This is a genomic window from Synechococcus sp. RS9909, from assembly GCF_014279595.1.
Taxonomy (GTDB): Bacteria; Cyanobacteriota; Cyanobacteriia; order PCC-6307; family Cyanobiaceae; genus Synechococcus_C.
Genome location: NZ_CP047943.1, coordinates 741,899 through 765,890, shown reverse-complemented (window position 1 = coordinate 765,890; position 23,992 = coordinate 741,899). Strand labels below are relative to the sequence as shown.

Annotated in this window: 24 protein-coding genes and 1 tRNA gene; 7 read left to right on the top strand and 18 right to left on the bottom strand. The window is 64.9% G+C overall.

Annotation, left to right across the window (positions count from 1 at the left end):
- Positions 1–6: 6 nt before the first annotated feature.
- The 3 genes from trmD to era are packed head-to-tail and all read right to left on the bottom strand — an operon-like array spanning position 7 to position 2,163.
- Positions 7–720, bottom strand: coding sequence for a tRNA (guanosine(37)-N1)-methyltransferase TrmD (gene trmD, locus SynRS9909_RS03885; protein ID WP_007100378.1), 714 nt, complete (start codon positions 718–720; stop codon positions 7–9).
- A gap of 4 nt (positions 721–724) precedes the next feature.
- Entirely contained in the window at positions 725–1,195 is a 471-nt protein-coding gene (locus tag SynRS9909_RS03880) for a phycobiliprotein lyase (RefSeq protein WP_007100379.1), read from the bottom strand.
- A 32-nt stretch (positions 1,196–1,227) separates the two neighbouring features.
- Positions 1,228–2,163 (bottom strand): GTPase Era, encoded by a 936-nt coding sequence (gene era / locus SynRS9909_RS03875; protein WP_007100380.1) that lies wholly within the window; start codon positions 2,161–2,163, stop codon positions 1,228–1,230.
- Between the two features lie 65 nt (positions 2,164–2,228).
- Here era and SynRS9909_RS03870 point away from each other — a divergent pair, with 65 nt between their 5' ends.
- Positions 2,229–2,747, top strand: a complete 519-nt coding sequence (locus SynRS9909_RS03870) for a hypothetical protein (RefSeq protein WP_007100381.1) — start codon at positions 2,229–2,231, stop codon at positions 2,745–2,747.
- Between the two features lie 10 nt (positions 2,748–2,757).
- On the opposite strand, the gene SynRS9909_RS03865 is transcribed toward SynRS9909_RS03870, so the two are convergent.
- From SynRS9909_RS03865 to SynRS9909_RS03835, 7 genes are all read right to left on the bottom strand, one after another.
- Positions 2,758–4,125, bottom strand: a complete 1,368-nt coding sequence (locus tag SynRS9909_RS03865; protein WP_007100382.1) for a carbohydrate porin — start codon at positions 4,123–4,125, stop codon at positions 2,758–2,760.
- Positions 4,126–4,130: 5 nt separating this feature from the next.
- Complete coding sequence (locus tag SynRS9909_RS03860) at positions 4,131–5,540, bottom strand: sugar porter family MFS transporter (RefSeq protein WP_007100383.1); 1,410 nt, start codon at positions 5,538–5,540, stop codon at positions 4,131–4,133.
- A gap of 149 nt (positions 5,541–5,689) precedes the next feature.
- Complete coding sequence (locus SynRS9909_RS03855) at positions 5,690–6,424, bottom strand: Bax inhibitor-1 family protein (protein ID WP_007100384.1); 735 nt, start codon at positions 6,422–6,424, stop codon at positions 5,690–5,692.
- Positions 6,425–6,500: 76 nt separating this feature from the next.
- On the bottom strand, positions 6,501–7,487 hold the full coding sequence (locus SynRS9909_RS03850; RefSeq protein ID WP_007100385.1) for a PhoH family protein: 987 nt from the start codon (positions 7,485–7,487) through the stop codon (positions 6,501–6,503).
- A 6-nt stretch (positions 7,488–7,493) separates the two neighbouring features.
- Positions 7,494–7,910 carry a 30S ribosomal protein S16 gene (gene rpsP, locus SynRS9909_RS03845; RefSeq protein ID WP_007100386.1) on the bottom strand — a complete coding sequence of 139 codons (417 nt, stop codon included), beginning with the start codon at positions 7,908–7,910 and terminating at the stop codon, positions 7,494–7,496.
- Positions 7,911–7,988: 78 nt separating this feature from the next.
- Entirely contained in the window at positions 7,989–9,467 is a 1,479-nt protein-coding gene (gene ffh / locus SynRS9909_RS03840; RefSeq protein WP_007100387.1) for a signal recognition particle protein, read from the bottom strand.
- Positions 9,468–9,563: 96 nt separating this feature from the next.
- Positions 9,564–11,627 (bottom strand): ARC6/PARC6 family protein, encoded by a 2,064-nt coding sequence (locus SynRS9909_RS03835; RefSeq protein ID WP_007100388.1) that lies wholly within the window; start codon positions 11,625–11,627, stop codon positions 9,564–9,566.
- Positions 11,628–11,674: 47 nt separating this feature from the next.
- On the opposite strand from SynRS9909_RS03835, the gene pdhA reads away from it, so the two are divergent.
- Positions 11,675–12,766, top strand: coding sequence for a pyruvate dehydrogenase (acetyl-transferring) E1 component subunit alpha (gene pdhA / locus SynRS9909_RS03830; protein WP_007100389.1), 1,092 nt, complete (start codon positions 11,675–11,677; stop codon positions 12,764–12,766).
- A gap of 3 nt (positions 12,767–12,769) precedes the next feature.
- On the opposite strand, the gene SynRS9909_RS03825 is transcribed toward pdhA, so the two are convergent.
- Both SynRS9909_RS03825 and SynRS9909_RS03820 read right to left on the bottom strand, forming a co-directional pair.
- Positions 12,770–13,708, bottom strand: a complete 939-nt coding sequence (locus SynRS9909_RS03825; protein ID WP_007100390.1) for an RpoD/SigA family RNA polymerase sigma factor — start codon at positions 13,706–13,708, stop codon at positions 12,770–12,772.
- Positions 13,709–13,832: 124 nt separating this feature from the next.
- Complete coding sequence (locus tag SynRS9909_RS03820; protein WP_007100391.1) at positions 13,833–15,386, bottom strand: bifunctional ADP-dependent NAD(P)H-hydrate dehydratase/NAD(P)H-hydrate epimerase; 1,554 nt, start codon at positions 15,384–15,386, stop codon at positions 13,833–13,835.
- A 48-nt stretch (positions 15,387–15,434) separates the two neighbouring features.
- Here SynRS9909_RS03820 and mnmA point away from each other — a divergent pair, with 48 nt between their 5' ends.
- A complete protein-coding gene (mnmA, locus tag SynRS9909_RS03815) occupies positions 15,435–16,622 on the top strand; it encodes a tRNA 2-thiouridine(34) synthase MnmA (protein ID WP_038000781.1) in 1,188 nt (395 codons plus the stop codon).
- On the opposite strand, the gene SynRS9909_RS03810 is transcribed toward mnmA, so the two are convergent.
- Positions 16,516–18,069, bottom strand: a complete 1,554-nt coding sequence (locus SynRS9909_RS03810; protein WP_007100394.1) for an apolipoprotein N-acyltransferase — start codon at positions 18,067–18,069, stop codon at positions 16,516–16,518. The genes mnmA and SynRS9909_RS03810 overlap by 107 nt on opposite strands.
- 54 nt (positions 18,070–18,123) lie before the next feature.
- On the opposite strand from SynRS9909_RS03810, the gene SynRS9909_RS03805 reads away from it, so the two are divergent.
- The 4 genes from SynRS9909_RS03805 to SynRS9909_RS03790 are packed head-to-tail and all read left to right on the top strand — an operon-like array spanning position 18,124 to position 20,336.
- Positions 18,124–18,453 carry a phasin family protein gene (locus tag SynRS9909_RS03805; protein WP_007100395.1) on the top strand — a complete coding sequence of 110 codons (330 nt, stop codon included), beginning with the start codon at positions 18,124–18,126 and terminating at the stop codon, positions 18,451–18,453.
- 38 nt (positions 18,454–18,491) lie between these two features.
- Complete coding sequence (locus SynRS9909_RS03800) at positions 18,492–19,145, top strand: FKBP-type peptidyl-prolyl cis-trans isomerase (RefSeq protein ID WP_007100396.1); 654 nt, start codon at positions 18,492–18,494, stop codon at positions 19,143–19,145.
- A gap of 26 nt (positions 19,146–19,171) precedes the next feature.
- Positions 19,172–19,771: a superoxide dismutase gene (locus SynRS9909_RS03795; RefSeq protein WP_007100397.1), complete on the top strand. Its 600-nt coding sequence runs from the start codon at positions 19,172–19,174 to the stop codon at positions 19,769–19,771.
- A gap of 40 nt (positions 19,772–19,811) precedes the next feature.
- Positions 19,812–20,336, top strand: coding sequence for a hypothetical protein (locus SynRS9909_RS03790; RefSeq protein ID WP_007100398.1), 525 nt, complete (start codon positions 19,812–19,814; stop codon positions 20,334–20,336).
- 7 nt (positions 20,337–20,343) lie between these two features.
- On the opposite strand, the gene trpC is transcribed toward SynRS9909_RS03790, so the two are convergent.
- The 5 genes from trpC to SynRS9909_RS03765 form a co-directional block, all read right to left on the bottom strand.
- The gene (trpC, locus tag SynRS9909_RS03785) at positions 20,344–21,228 is read right to left on the bottom strand and encodes an indole-3-glycerol phosphate synthase TrpC (RefSeq protein ID WP_007100399.1); all 885 of its coding nucleotides are present in this window, start codon (positions 21,226–21,228) and stop codon (positions 20,344–20,346) included.
- Positions 21,229–21,231: 3 nt separating this feature from the next.
- On the bottom strand, positions 21,232–22,674 hold the full coding sequence (gene lpdA, locus SynRS9909_RS03780; protein ID WP_007100400.1) for a dihydrolipoyl dehydrogenase: 1,443 nt from the start codon (positions 22,672–22,674) through the stop codon (positions 21,232–21,234).
- Between the two features lie 4 nt (positions 22,675–22,678).
- Entirely contained in the window at positions 22,679–23,512 is an 834-nt protein-coding gene (locus SynRS9909_RS03775; protein WP_007100401.1) for an RNA methyltransferase, read from the bottom strand.
- Positions 23,513–23,529: 17 nt separating this feature from the next.
- Positions 23,530–23,778, bottom strand: a complete 249-nt coding sequence (locus tag SynRS9909_RS03770; RefSeq protein WP_007100402.1) for a hypothetical protein — start codon at positions 23,776–23,778, stop codon at positions 23,530–23,532.
- A 33-nt stretch (positions 23,779–23,811) separates the two neighbouring features.
- Positions 23,812–23,895, bottom strand: a tRNA-Leu gene (locus SynRS9909_RS03765).
- Between the last annotated feature and the right edge of the window lie 97 nt (positions 23,896–23,992).

Below are 23,992 nucleotides of genomic sequence, written 5' to 3'. Positions count from 1 at the left end.
CGCTTCCTACTGCTGCGCCTGCTGTTGCTGCTGGCGCCAGCGGGTGAGCAGATCGGGTCTGCGCTCCGCCGTGCGCTGTTCGCGCTGGGCCTGCCGCCAGCGCTCGATCGCTCCGTGGTCCCCACTGCGCAGCACCTCGGGCACGGCCATCCCCCGGAAATCAGCAGGCCGCGTGTAGTGGGGATGCTCCAACAGGAGATCGCTGTGGCTCTCCTCCACCAGGGAGTGGGCCGTCCCCACCGTGCCCGGCAGCAGGCGCACCACCCCGTTGATGATCGTCATCGCCGGCAGCTCACCGCCCGTGAGCACAAAATCCCCCAGCGACACCTCCTCATCCGCTAGGGCGCGGATCCGCTCATCAAACCCCTCGTAGTGGCCGCAGAGCAAAACCAATTGATCGCACGCCTCCGACCAGCGCTGCAGGTCGGCCTGCCGCAGGGGCTGACCCTGGGGTGTCATCAGCAGTACACGCCGCCGCCCACACACCGGGATCGCCTCAGCAGCGGCATACACCGGCTCCGGCTTCAGCACCATGCCGGCGCCGCCGCCGTAGGGCTCATCGTCGACCTTGCGGTAGCGATCCGTGGCGTGATCGCGCGGGTTGTGCAGGTGCAACTCCGCACGCCCCGCGGCAAAGGCCCGACCGATCACCCCCAGCTCCAGCAACGGCGCAAACGCCTGAGGCGCCAGGGTCACCACATCGAGGCGCAACCCAGCCATCCCCTCAGCCCTGAGGGGCCGTGACCCGGCGGATCTCCGAGCAGAAACTGGCCCGACGCGGTGTGCCGTCCTGATCCACCAAGGTGGTGCTGCGCAGGCGCAAGTTCGCCTTGGTGAACCAGATCCGCTCGCGCAGGCTGGCGCCATCTGCGCCGGGCACAGTCAGCTCCAGACAGCCATCGCCATGCAGCTGCCAATGGCCGGTTTGATCCGTCGGGCTTGCCGCCAGCGTCAACACACCGCCTGGGGCAAAGTGCATGGCAGCCAGCTGGCGCCCATCCGCAGCGCACACCATCAAACTGGCGCCGCCATCCGCCCCCTCCTGCGCGCTCTGCATCACCAGTTCTCCCCGCTCACTGCTGTGCCAGTCGTCACTGCCGTCGAGTTGAACAAGGCTGCGCAGGCTCATCCAGCGGCCGTCACAGAGCTGCAGGAACGCACCGAGATCAGCAGGAGGGAAGGGGAGATCGCTCATGCCGCCATCTTCTCAGCCGTGGGTCCCCCGCCTCACTCCACGCCATAGCCGAGTTCGGCCAGGCGCGCCGGTTTGCTGCGCCAGTCGGGCACCACTTTCACAAACAACTCCAGATACACCGGCCCATCGATCAGGGTCTGCATCTGCAGACGGGCACCCTGGCCGATCGTTTTCAGCATCGCTCCTCCTTTTCCGATCAGGATCCCCTTCTGGCTCTTGCGCTCCACCAGCACGGTGGCGAGCACGGCGGTGCAGGACTTGCCCTTTCCCTTCGACGGCATCTCGTCCACCCGATCGATCTGCACCGCCACGCTGTGGGGGATCTCCTCACGGGTCTGCAACAGCACCTGCTCGCGGATCAGTTCGGCCATCAACAACCGTTCCGGCTGATCGCTCACCATGTCGGCGGGATAGAGCTGGGGCCCCTCGGGCAAGCGAGCCGCAATCGCCTGCACCAGCTCCGGGCAACCGGCTCCACTCAGGGCGCTGCAATGGTGCACGGGCCAGTCGGGGGTCTCCAGCAGCTCCCGATAGGCGAGATCGGCCTCCGGCCTGCGCTCTGCGGGCACCCGGTCCCATTTGTTGAGCACCACCAGCACCGGCAGGCGCTGCTGTTGCAGCAACTGGATGATGAAGGCATCGCCACGACCAGGGGCTTCACACCCCTCCAGGAGCAGCAGCACCAGATCCACTTCACCGATGGCGGATCGGGCGCTTTGCACCAGGCGTTCGCCAAGGAGATGATGCGGCTTGTGGATGCCTGGGGTGTCCACCAGGATCAGCTGGGCCTCGGGGGTGGTGAGGATGGCGCGCAGACGGTTGCGCGTGGTCTGGGCCACCGGCGAAGTGATCGCCACCTTGTCTCCCACCAGCTGATTCACCAGGGTGGATTTGCCCACGTTGGGGCGTCCGATCAGGGCGACGAAGCCAGAGCGATGAGGGGTCTGGGAGCCGGGGGTGAGATCCATGGCTTCAGCATCGCTTGCAAGCGAACCCGTTGCCCATAGGCTGACATCCGCAGTGATGGCAGAGCATGAGCGCGCTCGAACCCACCTTTCAGCAGGCGATCGAAATCGCCGCCAGCTGGTTGCAACAGTGGGATGGGGAGGAGATCAGCGACGAAGTTCTGGCCGATCGGGTGGCGGAGCTGGTGGCCAGTCGCGATGGGGCTCGCGGCTTCTTCGTGGTGAGCCTCGCCGGCGACAGCGCCCTGATGGATCGCCTGCCGGAACCCCTCGTGATCCAACTGCGCGAAGCAGGAGAAGGGGTTGTGGACCTCACCGCTCGCAACCTGGCGATGAGTGCGGCGATGGTGGTGCACCATCGCAACAATGGCGACGACGCCCAGGCCGCAGGTTCGGAACGGGTCAATGCCCGCTGCTGCGAGTTGCTGCGTCAACTCGATCCCCACCAGGTGAAAGAACGTCTCGAGACCCTGCTCGAGGCGGCCCATCACAGCCGAGGCGACGACCTGGCCTTCCTGGAGCGCTGGGGCTACGACGAGCGGCAGAAGCAGGCGATCCGGGAAGCGGTGGAGGCCGTCGCCGACTGATCGAACCAGATCAAAACAACAACGTCATCTGCACCCCCAACACGAAGGCATCGGGCACCGCACCGGTGCCACTGGGATTGAACACGTATTGGAGGTTGGGCTGAATCGAAGCATTGGTGCCGATCGCCACCTGATACCCCAATTCGATCACCGACTCCCACACCTGTGGCGTGGGCATGTCCGAACTCCAACCGGCATGGGAAAACCCGATCACGAGCGCGTCATTCGGACGGTTGCGAAACACACCCTTCCCCACCCAGCCACCGGCATAGTTCACAGGAATGGTCTGCACATCAGGGTTGAAGCCATAGGCCAGGTTGGCCCAGAGACGACCATCCAAGGCCAGCCCCCCGAGCGTCAGCGGCACCGCCACCAGGCCATACACCCCGTTGTTCTGAGACGCGGTGCGGCCACTGTTCTCCAACAGAGGGAAATCCCAACGCCCCAACCAACCACCAAGCTGCAAACCGGGAGCCGGCAGACCGGACACATAATCGAGGTCTTTCTCATCCTCCGGCACGCGCTGCAAGCGGCCATCGGCCATCCACTTCAGGGGAATCGTGCCCGCCGGTGCGAAGGGGATGTCGAGTTGCAAAAACTGGGCCAGGCCATTGGAGGAGCTGATCTGAAAGTCGGCACCGTGATATCCAGGTTCAAATCCCTCCGGATTGATCTGATAAAGGCCATAGCGCAGCGTGCCGCGCTTGCGATCACCCACATGCACAACAGCGCCATATTGGTTGGCCGGATAGGCGGCGACGGGCAAGGAATTGGGAATGCCCCAGATCTGACCGCAGAAGCCATTGTTGGTGTAATAGCAATACAATGGCGACGAGGCGAAATCATCAAACGTGGCAATCTTGCCCAACTTGAGGGTGAGCAAACCGCTCTCTTGCTGACCGCGCTCCACCCAAAGGCCCGCCAGCCGAAAAGTCTGGCCATAGCCAAAGATCTGCTGCACGGCCAATGCATTGGGAATCTTCTGCGACAGGCTGGTGCCGGAACGCTGCGACAGATTGGCCACCAGTTTCCAGTGATCAATTTCGCCCCACTGATCAACGGGTCGCGTATAGCCGCTAGAATAACTCGTGTTGAGCGAGATGTTGTGGGTGTAGGTGGCCGTTTGCTGCAAACCACCGGATGGATTACCGTTGATTTCATTGACGTATCCCAGGGAGATCGCCATCCAATCGGGCATGTCCAGCCAGTTCTGCAGCCAGGGCTGGGGGGTGTTGTTGATTGTTTCCTTGGCTGGCTCTGATGCATCCACCTCCTCGGCGAGGCTGGGCGATGAACCAGGCCATGGCGCTCCAGTCGCCAGGATCAGAGCCAGGAGAGAGGCCCAGCGTTGGGGCCGAGGTGCCTGTGATTTTGACATCAGGGTCAGGCCATGTCTTCCAGCTCACGCCCCTTCGTTTCCCGCACCATGAACAACACGAAGAAGAAGGAGATCGCTGCAGCTGTGGCATACAAGCCATAGGCGAGCGCAGGCCCCGATGACTGGAGCAACACGGGGAAGGTGGTGGAAATGAGGAAATTAGCCAGCCAGTTGACGGTGGCGGAGAGCCCCAGGGCCAGGGCGCGGATGCGATTGCTGAACATCTCACCCAAAAGCACCCACATCACCGGCCCCCAGGAGAAACCGAAGGCAAACACAAACACATTCGCCGAAATCAGGGCCACCAACGAGGCGGCGCCGGTCAGCTGCGGTTCGCCGTTGACAATCGGAGCGCCGGCAAACGTCCAGCTCATCAATCCCAGGCTGATCGTGATCACCACGGAGCCAGCCAGCAGCAGGGGCCGCCGCCCGAGGCGGTCAATCGTGGCAATCGCCAAAAATGTGGTGACCACATTGGTGATCGACGTCACCACCGTGATGCTGAGGCTGTCGGTGGTGCTGAATCCCACCGCCTTCCAGAGAGAACTGGAGTAGTAGAAGATCACGTTGATGCCAACGAATTGCTGGAAGATCGCCAACAGCACGCCAGTCCACACCACGGGCAAAAGCAGGGAACGCTTCGAGAACAGATCCTGAATCTGTCCACCATTGCGATGGCCGAGGCTGGCCTGAATGCGATCAATCACCTCCTGGGTGGGTTCACCCAGAGTCTTGAGAATCACCTCGCGGGCATGCTCAATGCAACCGATCTGAACCAGATAGCGAGGGCTTTCGGGAATCCTCAGCACCATGCCGCCGTACAACAACGCCGGGATCAGCTCAGACATCAACATCCAGCGCCAGGCGGGCAGCGGGCCCACACTGGAGAGCGGCTCCTGATCCACCGTGGCCAGCACGATCACGTAATCAAACAGAAGCGCGATAAAAATCCCCACCACAATTGCCAACTGCTGCAGCGAACCGGTGCGCCCCCGCAAGTTGGCCGGAGAAATCTCAGCGATGTAAGCCGGCGCCAGAACGCTGGCAAAACCAACGGCCACACCACCGATCACACGCCAGATCACCAGATCGCGCAGCGTCGGTGCCAGGGCGGACCCGACCGCACTGGCGATGAAGAGCACCGCCGCAAGCCACATGCTGCGCCGGCGACCGATGCGATCCGCCAGCCAGCCGGCTCCGAGAGCACCAGCGGCTGAACCGAGCAAGGCTGACGACACCGCCAGACCGAGCCCCATCGCCGAGGCGTTGAATGTGGCCTGAATCGAGGACACGGCCCCATTGATGACCGCCGTGTCATACCCGAAGAGGAAGCCGCCCAAGGCCGCCGCAATCGCAAGCCGCAGGATGAATTGGATCCGCTGATCGGCTTCGCGGCGCTGAAGACTGGGGGCCATCCACTTGTCACTAAGCGCTCCTAATCCAGCGAGCCAACCTGGAAACGTCCGGGTGCTGTCACAGCCTGAAATGCAAAACCCCGGTCAAGCGACCGGGGTCAGAAGCGGAGGGCCGCCCGAGTGGGTGCCCAACCCACGCGAGATGGCGATCAGTCGCGGCGACCGCCGCCTTGCAGGGCGATGATCAAGCGCAGGATGAAGATGAACAGGTTGATGTAAGTGAGATACATCCCCAGAGCACCAGCCAGGTATTGGTCATCCCGGTACGTGCGGGGCATGGTGTAGAAGTCGACAAAGGCCATACCGACGAACAACACCGTGCCGAAGCCGGCGATGGCCAGGTTGGTGGCCGCAAAGATGCCGGGCACGAAGAAGCCGGCGATGAAAAGGCCCACCATGGCGATCAGCAGACCGATCAGACCGAGGCCGACCACGGCGCTGAGGGCCTGACCCACGCTGTCGCTCATCCGACGACCGGCCACTGAAGCCACCGCGAAGGTGATGCCGGTGGCCAGAGCGGCGATGCCGATCGAAGCGGCACCGGCAACGGCGATCGCCTGGACCACCAGGCCGGTGAGGGTGAATCCGGTGAGCAGACTGAAGGTGGCCATCAGCGGCAGGGCCGTGCCGTTGTTGGCCTTGTTCGCGGCGTTTTGAGCCACGAAGAAGAGGATGAACCAGGGGATGATCGCGATCAGAGAGATCGTGTTGAACGCCTGGAAACCGATCGAGGCCATGGTGGCCATCCCGCCCAGCACGCCTCCGGCTGTGAGCACCATGCCGCCCCCCACGTAGGGCAAGGCCTTGTTCACCACATTGGGGCCGACGAGGGCACTCGACTGGGCCTCGCGGATCGCTTCCTGGAAATTGCTGCTGGCTGGCATGGCGCCCCAGATCACATGACCTCCTCACTCTGCCAGTCCTGACGGGGCGGCGCTGGCTGCGTCGGTGCGGATCCCCTCATCCGCGCCGGGCGCGGCCTTTGTCACGACGGGCGTAGGCCTCCACCACCCGCTGCACCAAGGGATGGCGCACCACATCGGCAGCGGTGAGGCGACACACCGCCACGCCTTCAACGCCATCCAGCACCTCAGCCGCCTCCACCAGGCCGCTCAACTGCCCTGGAGGCAGATCCACCTGGGTGATATCGCCGGTCACGACCATGCGGGAGCGCTCGCCCAGACGGGTGAGCACCATGCGCATCTGGGCAGGGGTGGTGTTCTGCGCCTCATCGAGAATCACAAAGGATTCCGCCAGGGTGCGGCCGCGCATGTAAGCCAGAGGCGCCACTTCGATCACGCCTTTCTCGAGCAGAGCCGCCGTTTTCTCCGCCCCCATCAAGGCATGCAAAGCGTCATAGAGAGGGCGCAGGTAGGGGTCCACCTTCTGCTGCAGATCCCCGGGAAGAAAGCCGAGCCGCTCACCGGCCTCCACCGCCGGACGGGTGAGGATCAGTCGCTCCACCTTGCGTTCACTGAGCATCCGCACCGCCAACACCGTGGCCAGGAAGGTCTTGCCGGTGCCGGCAGGGCCAAGCGCAAAGGTGAGATCGTGGCGCTCCATCGCCTCGACATAGGTCTTCTGGCGCAGGGTGCGCGGCCGCAGCAGCTGCCCCCGTTGGGAGCGCGCCAGCACCTGCTGCCCCATGGCCTGATGGTCCTGACGGCGATTCGTATCGAGGGCCTGAAGCGCCGTCTGCAGATCCACCGTCGAGATCGCGTCTCCCTCTTGCCAGAACGACCGCAACAGCTCCACCACAGCTGCAGCGCGTTCGAGCTGACTGGGCCGTCCGGTGATATCTAATTGAAGACCCCGCATCACCAGGGAGACACCGGTGAGGGCCTCCAGCTGACGCAGGGTCTGATCCGAGGGGCCTGACAGGGCCAGCGCCGCCTCGGGATGGGGTAGATCAACAACGAAGCGTCCCGATGCGGCAGCTTCGGACATCAACAATCAGGCCTCGCCGCTCTCGCCGCCTTCGGCAGCGCCGGTGGCCGCCTCCTCAGCGGCGGCTTTGGCTTCGGCTTCAGCTGCCGCCTTGGCTTCAGCCGCTTCCTTGGCGGCCTGCTTGGCTGCCGCTTCACGGGCTGCCGCTTGCTTGGCCTTGCCGACGATCTCAGCCGGGCGCACCTTGGCCTCGATCAAACCACCTTTTTCCAGCAAGGAGCGCACCGCATCGGTGGGCTGGGCTCCCTGACTGAGGCGGGCACGCAGCCCCTCCGTGTCCAGACGGGTCTCCTTGGTGCGGGGGTTGTAAAACCCGAGCTCCTGGAGAGGACGTCCGTCACGGCGTGACGTGCTGTTGCAGGCCACAAGGCGGAAGCTCGCTTCCCGCTTCTTACCGAACCGCTTCAGGCGGAGCTTGATCATCGTGGCGCTGCGTGGATGGGTGGACGTCGGCGCTGATGCTGAATCGCGCGCCAAACAGCCACCATACCCTGCGACCCGTCAGAGCTCTCCGAAGCCTTTTTTCTTCTTGGCCGGGCGCTGACGGCGGGGCGGACCACCACGACCGCCACGGGCTCCCATGCCCCCCATGCCAGGCATGCCGCCGCCGGGGCCACCCATCCCTGGAAATCCCCCCATACCAGGGAATCCTCCCCCCATCCCAGGCATGCCCGGCATGCCACCACCTCGGGTCATCTGCTGCATGAAGCCGCGCATTTTCTGGAAGTCAGCCAGCACCTTGTCCACGTCGGCGGGGGAATGGCCGCTGCCGGAGGCGATCCGGCGCCGACGCGAGGGTTGGGCTGCGAGCAATTCCGGCTGCTGACGTTCGGCGACGGTCATCGAGCCGATCATCGCCTCGATCTTCTTCAACTGCTGCTCACCCTGTTTGAGCATGCCGTCATCGAGCTTGTTCATGCCCGGGATCATCTTCATCAGGCCACCGAGGGAGCCCATGCGTTTGATCAGACGCATCTGCTGCAGGAAGTCGGAGAAGTCAAACGACGCCTCCTGCAACTTCTTCTGCATCTTCTCCACATCGGCCAGCTCCACCTCCTTCTGGGCTTTCTCCACAAGGGTGAGCACATCCCCCATGCCCAGAATCCGGCTGGCCATCCGTTCCGGATGGAAGGGCTGCAGCGCTTCCACTTTCTCGCCGGTGCCGATGAACTTGATCGGCTGACCACTCACCTTGCGGATCGACAGGGCGGCGCCGCCACGGGAATCGCCATCGAGTTTGGTGAGCACCGCACCGGTGATCCCCACCTGCTCATGGAAGGCCCGCGTGAGCTCAGCCGCCTCCTGGCCGATCATCGAATCCACCACCAGCAGCACCTCATCGGGCTGCACGGCGGAACGGATCCGCACCATCTCGTCCATCATCGACTGGTCGATCTGGAGGCGGCCGGCAGTGTCGACCAACAGGGTGTCGAACCCCTCCTGCCTGGCCTTGGCCAGACCGGCACTGGCGATGTCTTCCGGCTTCGCCTCCGCGCCGAGGCTGAACACCTCCACCCCGATCTGCTCCCCGAGGGTTCTGAGCTGATCGATGGCAGCGGGGCGATACACATCAGCACCGACCATCAAGGCCCGGCGGCCCTGATCCTTGAGGTAGAGGCCCAGCTTGGCGGTGGCCGTGGTTTTACCAGCGCCCTGCAGGCCCGCCATCAGCACCACGGTGGGCGCCTGCTCCGCCCGGGCGAGCGGCGCATTGCCGCCCCCCATCACCTCCACCAGCTGATCGTGCACCACCTGGATGAACTTCTGATCCGGGCTGATGCCGCGCACCACGTCGGCGCCCACGGCCTTCTGACGCACCTCAGCGACGAAGTCCTTCACCACCGGCAGGCTCACGTCCGCCTCCAGGAGGGCACGGCGCACCTCTTTAAGGGCACCCTCCACGTTGGTTTCGGAGATCTTGTCCTGGCCCCTCAGCCCCTTGACCGCATCTTCAAAGCGGGCTGACAGCTCATCGAACATGGAAGGGGATCCTGGAAGACGCAGCTCCGATCGTAAAAAGCCGCCTCCAACCGATCGGCATCCCCCTCCAATCGTTTGGAATCACCGGGGCGGAACTCAGCCGGGGATGTAGGCGTGCAGGCGCCAGGTGCGGCCATCGCGACCGAGGATGTACGTCACCGGGAGGGTGGTGGGAGGCGTGCGTTCGATGACCTTGCCGGCGGCATCCAGGCGCTGATCGCTGTAAGCCACCCGGGCACGCAGTTCAATCCTCTGCGGGGAGCGACTGACCACCTCAACTGACGTGATCGTCGCCTCCACGGTCTGGCGGGCACCTGCCGCCGCATCCGCCTGCCGTTCGGCCTCCAGCTGTTGAATCAGGCCATCGCGGGCCACCGTGGCCAGCTGGGCGTCGGCCCGGGAACCCCCTGCCAACACACGAGCCTTGCGATCCAGCCACGCCTGCAACAGCGTCTGCAGCTGGGCCTCATTGGGGGCGTCCGCCTCGAGCGGCTTCAAGGAAGCTGGAGCCGGATCCGCCTCCGGCTTCAAGCTGGCCTGCACGGGCGTGGATGGCGGCGGTGTCGCTGGCGACTCCGACTCCACTTCCGATTCACGGCGCAGACCCACCAGGGCAAAGGCCGCCGCCACAGCCACCACAAGCACAAACAGCACCGATCCGATCAGCCACGGTCGGCCGACCTGAACGCGGGCAGGACTGAACCGATCGAGTTGGAAGCGCTCGCGCCAGGACGGCGTCGCCTCTCCATCCAGCTCAGCGCCAACCGCCTCAACACCACCCGCCTCAACACCACTGTCGACCGCAGCGCTGGGGGGTGAAGGGATCGCCAGGGGGAGCATGCCGTCAGGGTCGAGGGGGAAGGCGGGATAGGGGTCGGTCGGTGACCAGGTCTCCGCCGGCCCTCCGAGCCGGCGAGCCTGAACCCTCTCCAGGCGTTCCACAAAGGCCTGCACATCGCGATCCGCGAACCAGGCCTCCAGATCCACCGCATCGGCATCCACATCGCGGTAGCCGGGCAGCACATCCCGACGCAACCAGGAGCGGCAGTAATCGCAAAGAGCCGCCAGATCATCGCCGGGGTGGCGCTTGAGCCAGGTTTGCAACTCAGAATCGGCACTCGCCCGCATCTGGGTCATGGCGTGATCCACATCGCCAAGGAGCAGATCCAGACAGGCCTGAAGCGGATGGGTGTCGAGACCCTCCAGGGGGAGATCACGCAAGCGCTGACGCGCTTCATCGAGACGCTCGGGCTTGCGACGGGAGAAGCCGGCGGCAGAGCACGCCATCACCGCCAGGAACGCGGCATCGCTCGACCCCAGCCCCTGCCAGCGCTCAAACAGATCGATCTGCTCCTGCACGGTGAGAAAACGGCGGATCTGCTGGAAAAACAGCTCAAACTCCCCCTGGCTGAGGCCGATCTCACCCTGATTCAGACCTTCCAGGCCTCCCCGGTCTTTCACCAGCTGATCGAGAAGATCGAGCCCCTCGCTCCTGGCCTGCTGTTCGGACAGATCGCGACTGAGCAGGTCGAGAATGCGATAGGGCTTGAGCTGCTCCAGGCGCTGCTCCAGCACCAGGCGTTGATCCGGCAATTTGCCGACCCTGTGCAGCAGCTGAAGCCCCTCCCCCAGCAGCCCGGCAGCTGATTCATAACGGCGCTGCTCCTGATCCTGCTCGGCGGCTGACAAGCAGGCGAGGGCGGCAAGCAGGGCGAGATCGGCTTCCCGGCCACTGCCCAGGGCAGGGGCCTGCGGAGGCTGCAGGGCCTGACGCGCCAGCTGAAACGCCTCATGGGGGGCGTTGGCCTCCCACAGGAGGATGAGTCCGCCCACTTCACGACTCGACGCCACTTCCAGGCCAGCGGTTTCGCCAGGGTGATCCCGCCCGAGTTCCATGAGCGCCGCCTCATAGTCGCGACGCCGGGAGGGATCGGTGAGCAGATCGGCAGAGAGGCGCAGGAGGTCGGCGCGTTGTTGCAGACCCTCGTGGGTGAATCCCTGATCGGGAGAGCGATCGATCCTCAGCTGGAGCGTGCGCAGGATCGTTTCGGATTCCGCCGACGGACTGACACCGAGCAGACGGAAATGATCGATCGGCAAATCCACCGGCACCGGTGCTATTGGCTGCAGACTGTAGGCAGTGTCTGGGTTTTTGCCCATTGGATGTGGGCTGCCCCTTAAAGTTGCGCATCGATACGGGCCTGGGGATGAGTCAGAACATCGCAGTGAACAGCGATCCCACGACCGCGACAGCCTCCCTGGCAGGGCCCCATGCCGAGCGGTTGTCGTCGCTGGTGACGGCCCAGCGGGCCGAGGTTGATCGGGACACCGGCCTGGCGCTGTATCGCGACATGACCCTGGGCAGGCGCTTCGAAGACAAGTGCGCCGAGATGTATTACCGGGGCAAGATGTTTGGCTTCGTGCACCTCTACAACGGCCAGGAGGCTGTGAGCACCGGGGTGATCGGCGCCATGAAGCGGCAGCACGACTGGTTCTGCAGCACCTATCGCGACCACGTGCATGCCCTCAGCGCCGGTGTGCCGGCCCGGGAGGTGATGAGTGAGCTCTTCGGCAAAGCAACCGGCTGCAGCAAGGGTCGCGGTGGCTCCATGCACCTCTTCTCCAGGCAGCATCACCTTCTCGGTGGCTTCGCCTTCATCGGGGAGGGGATTCCCGTGGCACTCGGCTCCGCATTCACGAGTCGCTACAAGCGCGATGCCCTGGGTGACGCCTCCAGCAATGCCGTCACAGCAGCTTTCTTCGGAGACGGCACCTGCAACAACGGCCAGTTCTTCGAATGCCTGAACATGGCCCAGCTCTGGAAGCTGCCGATCCTTTTTGTGGTGGAGAACAACAAGTGGGCCATCGGCATGGCCCACGACCGAGCCACCAGCGATCCGGAGATCTGGCGCAAAGCTGCTGCCTTCGGCATGGCCGGCGAAGAAGTGGATGGCATGGATGTGTTGGCGGTGCGCGCCGCCACCCAACGGGCCCTGGAGCGGGCCCGGGCCGGGGAAGGCCCCACCCTGCTGGAGTGCCTCACCTATCGCTTCCGCGGCCACTCGCTCGCCGACCCTGACGAGCTGCGAGCGGAAGCGGAGAAACAGTTCTGGGCCCAGCGGGACCCTCTCAAAGCCCTGGAACGCGATCTGGTGACTGCCGGTCTGGTGACCAGCGACGACCTGCGCGCGATCGAAAAAGACATCGATGCCGAAGTGCAGGACTGCGTTGACTTCGCGCTCGCCGCGCCCGAGCCCGACGGGGCCGAACTCACCCGATACATCTGGGCGGAGGACTGAACCTCAGAGGCTCGGCATCCTGCGGGTGAGATTGCGCAGTTTGCGCAGGGCCTTGAGCTCCACCTGACGCACCCTCTCGCGTGAGACTTCCATCAGACGACCGATCTCCGCCAGGGTGTGGCGCTCGTTGCCATTGAGGCCGAAGCGCAGACCCAGCACATACTGCTCCTGTTCGCTGAGGTGGCTGAGCCAGCGACCGAGCTGTTCGTGATGGATGCTCTGCTCCACCTTGTCGAGGGGCTCGTCGTGCGACGTATCCGCGATCAGATCCCCCAGAAAACTGCGCCCCTCCTCTCCATTGACCGGAGCATCGAGGCTGCTGGTGGTGAGCGCCTGTCGTAACAGGGCATCGAGCTCATCCAGGGGCATGTCCATCGCCTCGGCGATCTCCACCCGGCTGGGCATCGCACCGAGCTTGTGGGCGAGATCGAGGCTGACCTTGCGAATCGTGGTGAGGCGTTCGCTCAGATGCACCGGCAGGCGAATCGTGCGCGACTGACAGGCAATCGCCCGGGTCATGCTCTGGCGAATCCACCAGAAGGCATAGGTGGAAAACTTGTAGCCACGCGTGGGGTCAAATTTTTCAACCGCACGCTCCAAGCCAAGGGATCCCTCCTGGATGAGATCCAGCAACTCCAATCCTTTGCCCTGATATTTCTTCGCAACACTCACGACAAGACGAAGGTTGGCTTTCATCATCCGCTCTTTGGCACGTTTGCCGACGCGGATCATGCGGCGATCATGGGAGCTGAAACCGTCATGATCCGGAGCCAGAGTGCCGTCTTCGGTGAGGCGCATCATTTCCTGCACCTGATTGCCGAGCTCAATTTCCTCAGCGGGGGTGAGCAGAGGAATCCTGCCAATCGTCGCCAGATACCAACTAATCGGGTCACTGCTCCGACGACGCTGGGATTCAGCAAGACCGGCTGCCAGGGATGCCATGGGATGTCTGCCGCACTGTTCGTGGCAGAACTGTCTTATGAAAAATCGCAATGGCGATGTGTTTTCAGCAACCCTTCAGATTCATGAAAGGAAAACGACACAGAAGCGCCTGAGCCTGCCGCTCTCAACCGGCTTGCCGTTGTTGCCGTCGGCATAACCTGGCCAGGGCCTGGGCCACATCCCCAGCGGTACTTGACGCCCTGCAACGGCGCCCCGCCTCCGCATGCAGCGCCACCGCTGCCGCCAACGCTTCCGCCCCCCAGGTCATGGCCGGTCGCTGCGCCGCCCAGCCAGCCGCGAATCCTGCCAACACATCCCCCAGACCGGTGCGGGCCACATGGGGGTCGGTGTGGAGCAACTGCCTGGCGCTGCCATCCGGCGCGGCGATCACGCTGTGCGCACCCTTGAGCACCAGCACGGCACCGCTGCAGGTGGCGGCCTCCCGGGCTGCCGCGACGGGAGACGACAGCGCAAGGGTGGGAAAAAGACGCCGGAATTCCGCGGCATGGGGCGTGAGCCAGGTGGGTCCCTGCCGCTGGGTCAACCAGCGCCAGCCCCCGGACGATGCAGCGAGCTGATTCAGGCCATCGGCATCGAGCACGAGAACGCCGGGGAAGACCAGCAGGGGAGCCGCGGCCCGATCCCAGTCAAGAGAACCAGGGCCCAGCCCGGGCCCGAGCAACACCGCGTCAAAACGACTCAGATCGAGGGCTGCGACGGCCTCGGGCCAGAGCCGCCCAGCCTCAGCGGCAGGGCCTGCAGCTCCAGCCAGCACCACTTCCGGCAACACTTGCCACAGCGTCTGCGCCACCGCCTCTGGCACCACCGCCTGAAGGCTGCCCACACCGCTGGCCAGCGCTCCCCTGAGCGCCAGAAGCGTCGCGCCGCGATAGCGATCACTGCCTGCGATCACCAGCACCCGACCCCTCTGGTATTTCATCGCCGAACAAGGCGGCTGGGGCCAGGCGAGGTCTTGGAGATCCTCCGGTCTCACCCCGAGCAGCAGGGGGGTGGACGGATCAGGCATCAGGCGATCGGGCCAGCCGACATCCATGCGGTGAAGCTCGCCCACATGCTCCAGGGCCGCATCCTGCACCAACCCCTCCTTGATCAAGGCCACCGTGAGGGTGGCCCGCGCCACCGCCGCCTCACCATCGAGGGCATGACCGTGATCACCATCCAGGCCGGCGGGGAGATCCAGGCTCACGAGCTGATGGGGGCGCTGCTGCTGCCGCCGGCGCAGCAGGGAAGCCAGCGCCTGCGGCAGAGGCCGACTCTGGCCAAGACCGAAGAGGGCCTCGATCCAGAGGGCCGGATCGGCGGGATCGGGAGCCGTCTCGAGGACGGGGATCCCAAGCCAGCGGGCATGGTCCAGGTGTTGCTGGGTCAGAGACGCCCGAATCGGCAACGGCAGCCAGAGCCGCACCGCCACACCGGCCTGCGCCAGTTCCCGGGCCACCACCAAGCCATCGCCGCCGTTGTGACCGGGGCCCACCAACACCAGCACGCCGGCGTTCAGCCACGTGGGGCGCTCGAGCAGCCAGGCGGCCATCGCCAACCCCACCTTTTCCATCAAGGACGGCACCGGCAGACCACTGGCCAGCCAATCCTGTTCGAGGGCCGCCATCCGCTCGCACCTCACCAGCCAATGGGCAACATCGGGACGGGGCCAGGTCACGAACGGGCAGGCGGGACCTCACTATGGAGAGATCCAGTGCCGTCGCCCATGGATTCAGCTCCGGTCACCGAGGCAGGGCATCAGGCCCTCGCCAACCTGCGCCACTGGCCGGGCGAGCATCGGGTGGCTGTGGGCTTATCCGGTGGGGTCGACAGCTCGCTGACGGCGGCTCTGCTCGTGGAGGCGGGCTGGCAGGTGGAAGGGCTCACCCTCTGGCTGATGAGCGGCAAGGGAGCCTGCTGCGCCGAAGGGCTGGTGGATGCGGCCGGGATCTGCGACCAACTGGGCATTCCCCACCACGTGGTGGATTTCCGCGCCCATTTCAAGGAGCAGATCGTTGATTTCCTCGTGCAGGGGTATGGCGAGGGCATCACGCCGCTGCCCTGCTCCCGCTGTAACCGGGAGGTGAAATTCGGCCCAATGCTGCAGTGGGCTCTCGACGAACGGGGCATTGAGCGGATCGCCACGGGCCATTACGCCCGCATCCGCCATGGCGCCCAGAGCGACAACGGATGCCACCAATTACTGCGCGGCTGCGACAGCCACAAAGACCAGAGCTATTTCCTCTACGACCTGCCCCAGGAGGCGCTCGGCCGGCTGGTGTTTCCGCTGGGGGAGCTCACCAAGAGCGACACCCGCCTCGAAGCGGCACGTCACGGCCTCCGCACCGCCAAGAAAACGGAGAGCCAGGACCTCTGCCTGGCGGATCACCACGGCTCGATGCGGGCTTTTCTCGACACCTACCTGGCGCCGCGCCAGGGAGAGATCGTGCTGCGGGATGGCACCGTGGTGGGCGAGCATGATGGGATCGAACATTTCACCATCGGCCAGCGCAAGGGCCTGGGGGTGGCCTGGAGTGAGCCCTTGCACGTGGTCCAACTGGATGGCGCCCTGAATCGAGTCGTGGTGGCTCCCCGCCGCGATGCGGCCCGCGCCGGCGCGGTGGTGGGCGCCGTGAACTGGGTCTCGATCCCTGAGCCACAACATCCGATCGAGGTGGAGGTGCAGGTGCGCTACCGCAGCGGTGCCGTTGCGGCACGCCTGACCCCCTTGCCGGCCCAAGAAGCCGATGCGGCGGCGGATCGCCCCCACCGCTGTCGGCTCGACTTTGCGGAGCCACAGTTTTCAATCACCCCGGGTCAGGCGGCGGTGTTCTACTCGGGGGAACGGCTGCTGGGCGGGGGCCTGATCCAGCCAGACGCTGCCGCAGCACCAGCAGCGCCGCCAGCAGGGTGAGCCAACCCAGAGGCGCCTCGCGCCAGCGCACGTAGGCACTGAGGGCATCGGTGGGAACCAGGGGCGCGATCGCCACCGCCGCCGCTCCAGAAGGCAGCAACCAACGGACCTCTCCTGTGGCCGCCACGGTTGCGGTGGGTCCGGTGTTGGCAGCACTGAGCAGGGGTCGGGCGGTTTCGACGCTGCGCAGTTGGGCCAGGGCCAGGAACTGGCGTTGCAGCAACACGGGGTAGGGGTCCAGGTTGGCGATCGTGAGCAGCCACTGGGCACCATCGGCCACGGCCCTGGCCAGGGCCGCACCATTGCTGATCTCGTAGCAGATCGCCACCGCCGCCGGTGGCCCTTTCCAGCGCCAGAGGCGCGCAGGCGACCCGGGCTCCAGCCCCCCCACCGCCGACAAGCCCGGACCGGCGCCAAGCCAGGACGGCACCCACTCCCCGAGGGGCACAAGGCGATGCTTATCGATCGCATCGATCGGCTGACGCGCACCGGCAGGGATCAGCAACAGGGCACTGCGTTGCCGGCCGCGGTGCCAACGGAAGCCCCCCGTGAGTAGGGGCAGGGGGGCTGGCTCCTGCAGGCGTCCCTGCAGGGGCAAGGTGCCCTCGGGCACCACCAACCAATCCGCCTGCGCCCGCGCCGCCTCCACCAGCGCAGCATCCAGCCGGGCCGGCAGCCGGAGCTGCTGCTCGGTGAGGAATTTCTCCCGGGTGGGAATCGCCGGCTGCCACAGGGCAACGCGCCAGGGGGCGACTGGGTGAGGGGCGCTCAGCGCCGGCTCAGCCGTGGGCACCCACCGGTGCTCCCATCCACCCAAGCCATGGGCCAGCACCAGCAGCACCAGCCCCGCGAGCAGGGTGGATCGCTGCCCTCTGGCCCCCAGCTGCACCAGTCGCACCAGGCGCCAGAGCCACCACCCCAGCAGCAGCAGCAGCGCCGCCAGGCCGCCGGCACCGAGCCAGCGCGCCAGACCCGCCAGCCAGGGATCGGCTGGCAGCAGCGAGCCGCCCACGCCAATCCAGAAGAGGGGCGTTCGCGCCAGACCGACCTCCGCCAACCCCCAGCAACCGGCAAGCAGAACAGCGGCCGGCAAGCGCCTGCGTCCAGTCAGCGTCGCCAGCCAGGCCCAGAGCCCCACCAGCACCCCAGCCGCGAGACCGCACAACAACCAGATCAGTGTCGCCAGCGGCAGGCTGAGGGGGGCGGGCACACCGATCCAGGTGAGCGGATGGAGCGCAAGCAGCCAGCGATGGCTCACCAGCACGGCCACCACGCCCCAGAGCGCCGCTGCGAATGGCTGCCGCAGCACCGACCAGAGCAGGGCCAGGGCCGGCGTCATCCAGAGCGGCCCCCCGAGCCACCAGCCGCCATGGAGGCTGAGGGCCAGGCCCGCCAGCACACCACCGCTGGCCGCCTGGAGGACAGCCATGGATCGGTCATCGCCCATGGTCAACGGGGAGGGAGATCGCCATCCTGAAGTCAACCCGGCCAAGGATCTGCCATGGAGAGCGCCAACCCCCTTCAGCAGCTGTTGCTGCGCGGCCTTGGCACCACCACGCTGGTGGCGGATCGCCTCCGCTATGTCACCCAGGAGTGGGTGAGCAGCGGCCGGCTGGATCCCTCCCATGCCTCCGCCCTGGTGGATGATGTGCTCAAGGCGCTCCGAGGTGAAACGCCTGAGCTCGAACAGCAGATGGGCCGCAACCTCGAGCGGAACCGCGACAATCTGCTGCAGGATCTCGGCCTGGCCAGCCAGAAGGAATTGGATGAACTGCGCGGCCGCATCGACCGCCTGGAACAGCAGCTGCGCCAACGCGACCGTCAGGAGTGAACCTGGCACAATCAGGCTCACGTTTGTTTTGAGCCGTCGTGCGCGACATCCTGATCAGCTCCGCCGTCTGTGTGGCCTGCCTGATGGTGGCCCTGATCAGTCAGATCGTGGCGCCCTCCACCGTGGCTGCCGCCGCCCCCGGTGCGTCAAGCACCAGCCTCACAGCCCCGGCCATCGCCACCAGCAGCGCATCGGCTTCAGCACCGATGGAGCTCGATCCAGACGATCCCAACCCCACCCTTTTTGCCATGGCTGCTAACCCGACCCAGCCTGCTGACCCGACCCAGCCCGCCGACATCGCCCAAGCTGATGCCTCCGCCCTCGGCGGCCCGATGGATGTGGAGAAATCCCGTCTCACGGCCAGCGGTCTGCGCATCACCGATGTGGTGGTGGGCACCGGAGCCGAGGCGAGCCCAGGCGACACCGTGGTGGTGCACTACCGCGGCAGCCTCGAAGACGGCTCGCAATTTGATGCCAGCTACGACCGCGGCACCCCCTTCAGTTTCCCTCTCGGCGCCGGTCGGGTGATCAAAGGCTGGGATGAAGGCGTGCAGGGCATGCAGGTGGGTGGCAAGCGCAAGCTCGTGATCCCCCCCGATCTCGGCTACGGCAGCCGCGGTGCCGGTGGTGTGATTCCTCCCAACGCCACCCTGATCTTCGACGTGGAACTGCTGGAGGTGAAGGGCCGTTAGGATCCCGCCGCCCGGACGCCTTCACCATGGCCCATACCCTTCCTGCTCTGCCCTACGCCCTCGATGCGCTCGAGCCGCACATTTCCCGCTCCACCCTGGAGTTTCACCACGGCAAACACCACAACGCCTACGTCGCCAATCTGAACAAGGCGATTGAAGGCACCGATCTTGACGGCAAGAGCCTGGAGGAGGTCATCACCGCCGTGGCTGGCGATGCCAGCAAGGCCGGTGTGTTCAACAATGCCGCCCAAGTGTGGAACCACAGCTTCTATTGGCAGTGCATGAAGCCCGGTGGCGGTGGCCAGCCCAGCGGCGCCCTGCTGGAGAAGATCAACGCCGACTTCGGTAGCTACGACGCGTTTGTGGAGCAGTTCAAGGCGGCTGGTGCCACGCAGTTCGGCAGCGGCTGGGCCTGGCTGGTGCTCGACAACGGCAGCCTGAAGATCACCAAAACCGCCAACGCCGACCTGCCCCTGGCCCATGGTCAGAAGGCCCTGCTCACCATGGATGTTTGGGAGCACGCTTACTACCTCGACTACCAGAATCGCCGCCCCGATTACATCAGCACCTACCTCGACAAGTTGGTGAACTGGGATTTCGTGGCCGCCAATCTGGCCGCCGCCTGAATCCGACTCCATTCCACCGTTCTTGAAGATCACCGCGCCCATGCGTTCTGCCCTCCATTCCTGCGCCTTTGCGATCGCCCTCGGCGGCGCCGGTTTCAGTGCCATCACGGCCCTGAGCCCTGCTGCCAAGGCGATCGACCTGAAGGGGTTGATTCCCAAGTCCGTGTTTGTGCGTGAAGCCACGCCCCAGTCGGTGGCGATCCTGGCGATCAGCGGACCGAGCAACACCTCCAAGGGGATGCTCTGCGATGTGACTTACACCTCCAAGGCCCTCTATCCCCAGGTCACCACCTCCAAAACCCGCTGTGGTGCCAGCCGTTCCCAGTTGTTCCTGGGCAACAACCAGGCGGAGGTCAATTACGACGCCGCCATGGTCAATCTGCTGAAGCTGTACAACATCAGCACGGTGCCCACCACCAACACCAGCGGTGCCACCTTCGTGTGTGCACGGCCGAGCGGTGTGCGGCCGAGCGAATTCAGCTACACCCTGCACACCACGACCACTCCGATTCAGGGAATGCTGCTGACCACCAGCAACCCCCAACAGTGCTGGCAGAAGAGCTGAGCTTGTCTCAGCCCTGAAGCAGCGTGCGCAGGCCGGCTTCGACGTCGGCCTGTCGCATCAACGCCTCTCCCACCAACACAGCAGCCGCTCCTGCACTCTGGACCCGATCCAGATCGGAGCGCTCAAACAACCCTGATTCACTCACCAGGAGCACACCCTGCTCCTTGAGGCGATCGCCAAACTCTGTCGTCAACCGTTCCGTTGTGGCCAGGTTGGTCTCAAACGTGGTGAGGTCGCGATTGTTGATGCCGATCAAGGGAAATCCACCGAGCTGAAGCACTCGCTCCATTTCCTTGGCGTCGTGAACTTCCACCAGCACCGTCAGCCCCAGAGCTGCGGCCACCTTGCGGAGATAACGAAGATCCTGGTCATTGAGGATGGCCGCGATCAATAAGGCAGCATCGGCTCCAGCGGCCCTGGCCTGATACAGCTGATAGGGGCTGAGGATGAAATCCTTGCAGAGAAGGGGAAGATCAACGCTGTCGCGCACCTCCACCAACACGTCGAAGCCACCCTGAAAGAAGGTTTTGTCGGTGAGCACCGATAGACAGCTGGCCCCGCCGGCGGCATAGGCACGGGCGATGGCCACGGGATCGAAATCGTCTCGAATCACCCCTTTGCTGGGGCTGGCTTTTTTGACCTCGGCGATCACCGCCGGTGCCACAGGTGCTGAGCGCAGGGCAGCAAGGAAATCCTTGGCTGGAGGCAGCTGGGCGACCTTGCTCTTGAGCTGCTCCAGAGGCATGCGCTCCCTGGCTGTGGCGATCTCTCGATCTTTCTCCCAAACGATCTTCTCAAGAATGTGACGGGGCTCACTCTCCTCATGGGGAATGGCGTATTCCAGGTGGGCCACCTGAATGCGGGGATTGGGAGGACGGCGACGGATCTCCATGACTCAGGCCCCCAGCGCTGTTGCAGCCTGCTTGTAGGCCACTTCCACCAGTTCACTCAGGGTGGGATGGGTGTGCACCTCCTGGGCCAGCTGCGTCACGCTCTGGCGCCTGGCCACCGCATTGGCGATCTCCTGAATCAGATCGGCGGCATGCAGGCCATAGAGGTGGGCACCCAGCACCTCTCCGCTCGTCTTGTTGAAAAGAAGCTTCATCAGACCATCACTTTCCAATTCCGCCAGGGCCTTGGTGTTGGCTTTGAAATAGGAGCGCACCACGCCGAGTTCAAAGCCCTGATCGGCAGCCAGCTGCTTCGCGTCGGCTTCGCTCAGCCCCACGGAACTGATCTCAGGGTGGGTGAAGGTGGCCGCCGGGATGCTGCGGTAATCAATGGTGCGGCCATGGCCAAGAATGTTGTCGACGGCCACGGTGCCCTGGGCGGCCGCCGTGTGAGCCAGCATCAACTTGCCGGTCACATCACCCACAGCCCAGAGGTGCGGCAAGGGCTGGCCATGCACCAGAACATGCATGCTGTCGTCGATCGGTACGAAGCCTCGCTGGGTCTCGACCCCGACCGATTCAAGATTGAGATCCTTGCTGCTGGGCACACGCCCGGTGGCCACCAGCACCGCATCCACCTCCAGCGTCTCCACCGGCTCGCGGGTGTCCATGTCGACCAACTCGATCTGAACGGGAGAACCGGGGCGGATCGCTTTGGCCAGCACCCCCGAGCGGGCCTCGATATCGCGGCCATCGATCAGTTTGCGGGCTGCGATTTTGGCGATGTCGGGGTCAAACGTCGGCATCACCCGATCCAACGCCTCGATCATCGTGACCTCACAGCCAAGAGCGGTGTACACATCGGCGAACTCCAGGCCGATGTAGCCGCTGCCGATGATCGCGATCCAGCGGGGCAGCCATTCCAGATTCACAGCCTCATCGCTAGTGAAGACACTGCGCCCATCGGTGTCGATCCCCGGTGGCACGAATGGATCGGACCCGGTGGCCAGGATCACATCGCGGGCCGTCAGCACCCGATCCACACCGCTGACCTCCCGCACCCCCACACGCTGGCTTCCCTCCAGGCGGCCCTTGCCGCGGATGATCGTGACGCCGGCCCGCTCCAGGGTCTTGGTGAGATTGGCTCTGATCGTGGCAACCAGAGCATTGGCATGGTCGGCGATCTTCTGGCGCTCGAAGCGCACCGGTGCCGCATGAATGCCAAAGCCGGCGAGATGGTCGGCATCCGCCAGCTCCCGCACCCGACCACTGGCCGCCAGCAGGGCCTTGGAGGGCACGCAACCGCGATTGACGCAGGTACCGCCCATGTCGCGGGTTTCGATGATCGCCACCTTCAGGCCGTGCTCGGCAGCGTGCTTGGCGGCATCAAAACCGCCGTAACCCGCACCGATCACGATCACATCGAAGTCGAAAGTGGCGTCGCTCACCCGGTCAGCTGCGTGGAGCGGTCATTGTCGCCCGTCGGCGTTCCAACAGGAGCGGCACCGCAGCCGCGGCCACATTCAGGGATTCCACCCGCGGGCTGTGGGGGAGGGTGACGCCATGGCTGCAGCAGGCAAGCAACTCCGGATGCAGCCCTGATCCCTCGTTGCCAAGCACCAGGGCCGTCGGTCGGGTCCAGTCGAGTTCCCAGTAGGGCAGCACCTCCACAGGAGCGGAGGCATCCGGCACCAGCGTGGCCACCACCTGCAGGCCATCGCAGCGCAGATCCTGGAGACGCTCCGCCAGAGCCCTCACCCCCTGCCGCTCCTCGGGCCCCAGGCGCTCCTGAGCCAGCGTGAGCACCGCACCGGAGGAGCTGCGCACCACCTTCGGACTGAGGGGATCGGCGCCGGAGGCCAGCAGGACCAGCTCCACATCGGCCGCCAGAGCCGTGCGCAGCAAGGTGCCGAGATTGCCTGGATCCTGCACACGATCGAGCGCGAGCACAAAACTGGTGTGCCCGGGAGGCTCCGGCAGGGCCTCGAGGGGCAGCAGGCAAGCCACACCATCAGGGTGCAGGGTCGACAACGCCGCCTGCAGCACCTCATCGGAGACGTGATGCCAGCGCACTGACCCCTCCCACGCGCTCAGGGCATTGGGATGGGCCTCGAGCCAGGCGGGCGTCACGATCACCTCCAGGCCGGTCTGGGGCGACTGGCTGCGCAGCACCTCCTGAAGCAGATGGGCCCCTTCCAAGAGGAGCAGACCCTCCTGTTCCCGTCCGGACCGCTGAGCCAAGGACCGCAACCTCCGCACCAGTGGGTTGCGTCGGCTGGTGATCAAAGCGTCAGAACGCTGTGTCAGAACGCCTCGTGCTTCCGCACCTTCATGCCGTCGTGAAGACTGAGCTCCTGGCCCTCCAGATCAAGACCGCGCACAGCCGCGATCTCACCTTTGATGCCCTCCGCCGCCAGATTCTCAATCAACTTCTTGATCACCTGGTCCTCAACGGCACTCTGGTCGACCTCGTCGGGGGTGAGAAATTCAAGGAATTTGCCCACTTTGGAGGCGACGACCTCGGAGGAATTGGAGATCTTGAGGACAATCATGGGCGGGACGGCGTTGGCTCCCCTACAAAATAATGCGGATGGGGAGACTTGAACTCCCACGACATTGCTGCCACTAGTACCTGAAACTAGCGCGTCTACCAATTCCGCCACATCCGCTGGCGTGTCGCACAGGCGACGTTGACGAACATACGGCATCGACCTGCGGCCCCACCGGCTGCCGCCAGCCAGCGAGAACCAGTTTGAGGGCCGGCCG

What these genes read in the sequence shown, in the direction of transcription:
- SynRS9909_RS03795 (WP_007100397.1), top strand. Translation starts at nt 19,172, where the DNA reads ATGGCCCATACCCTTCCTGCTCTGCCCTACGCCCTCGATGCGCTCGAG.
- SynRS9909_RS03770 (WP_007100402.1), bottom strand. Translation starts at nt 23,778, where the DNA reads ATGATTGTCCTCAAGATCTCCAATTCCTCCGAGGTCGTCGCCTCCAAA.
- SynRS9909_RS03790 (WP_007100398.1), top strand. Translation starts at nt 19,812, where the DNA reads ATGCGTTCTGCCCTCCATTCCTGCGCCTTTGCGATCGCCCTCGGCGGC.
- trmD (WP_007100378.1), bottom strand. Translation starts at nt 720, where the DNA reads ATGGCTGGGTTGCGCCTCGATGTGGTGACCCTGGCGCCTCAGGCGTTT.
- SynRS9909_RS03835 (WP_007100388.1), bottom strand. Translation starts at nt 11,627, where the DNA reads ATGGGCAAAAACCCAGACACTGCCTACAGTCTGCAGCCAATAGCACCG.
- pdhA (WP_007100389.1), top strand. Translation starts at nt 11,675, where the DNA reads ATGAGTCAGAACATCGCAGTGAACAGCGATCCCACGACCGCGACAGCC.
- SynRS9909_RS03825 (WP_007100390.1), bottom strand. Translation starts at nt 13,708, where the DNA reads ATGGCATCCCTGGCAGCCGGTCTTGCTGAATCCCAGCGTCGTCGGAGC.
- SynRS9909_RS03855 (WP_007100384.1), bottom strand. Translation starts at nt 6,424, where the DNA reads ATGCCAGCCAGCAGCAATTTCCAGGAAGCGATCCGCGAGGCCCAGTCG.
- SynRS9909_RS03860 (WP_007100383.1), bottom strand. Translation starts at nt 5,540, where the DNA reads ATGGCCCCCAGTCTTCAGCGCCGCGAAGCCGATCAGCGGATCCAATTC.
- SynRS9909_RS03865 (WP_007100382.1), bottom strand. Translation starts at nt 4,125, where the DNA reads ATGTCAAAATCACAGGCACCTCGGCCCCAACGCTGGGCCTCTCTCCTG.
- mnmA (WP_038000781.1), top strand. Translation starts at nt 15,435, where the DNA reads ATGGATTCAGCTCCGGTCACCGAGGCAGGGCATCAGGCCCTCGCCAAC.
- era (WP_007100380.1), bottom strand. Translation starts at nt 2,163, where the DNA reads ATGGATCTCACCCCCGGCTCCCAGACCCCTCATCGCTCTGGCTTCGTC.
- SynRS9909_RS03810 (WP_007100394.1), bottom strand. Translation starts at nt 18,069, where the DNA reads ATGGGCGATGACCGATCCATGGCTGTCCTCCAGGCGGCCAGCGGTGGT.
- SynRS9909_RS03870 (WP_007100381.1), top strand. Translation starts at nt 2,229, where the DNA reads ATGAGCGCGCTCGAACCCACCTTTCAGCAGGCGATCGAAATCGCCGCC.
- SynRS9909_RS03880 (WP_007100379.1), bottom strand. Translation starts at nt 1,195, where the DNA reads ATGAGCGATCTCCCCTTCCCTCCTGCTGATCTCGGTGCGTTCCTGCAG.
- SynRS9909_RS03850 (WP_007100385.1), bottom strand. Translation starts at nt 7,487, where the DNA reads ATGTCCGAAGCTGCCGCATCGGGACGCTTCGTTGTTGATCTACCCCAT.
- SynRS9909_RS03805 (WP_007100395.1), top strand. Translation starts at nt 18,124, where the DNA reads ATGGAGAGCGCCAACCCCCTTCAGCAGCTGTTGCTGCGCGGCCTTGGC.
- trpC (WP_007100399.1), bottom strand. Translation starts at nt 21,228, where the DNA reads ATGGAGATCCGTCGCCGTCCTCCCAATCCCCGCATTCAGGTGGCCCAC.
- rpsP (WP_007100386.1), bottom strand. Translation starts at nt 7,910, where the DNA reads ATGATCAAGCTCCGCCTGAAGCGGTTCGGTAAGAAGCGGGAAGCGAGC.
- ffh (WP_007100387.1), bottom strand. Translation starts at nt 9,467, where the DNA reads ATGTTCGATGAGCTGTCAGCCCGCTTTGAAGATGCGGTCAAGGGGCTG.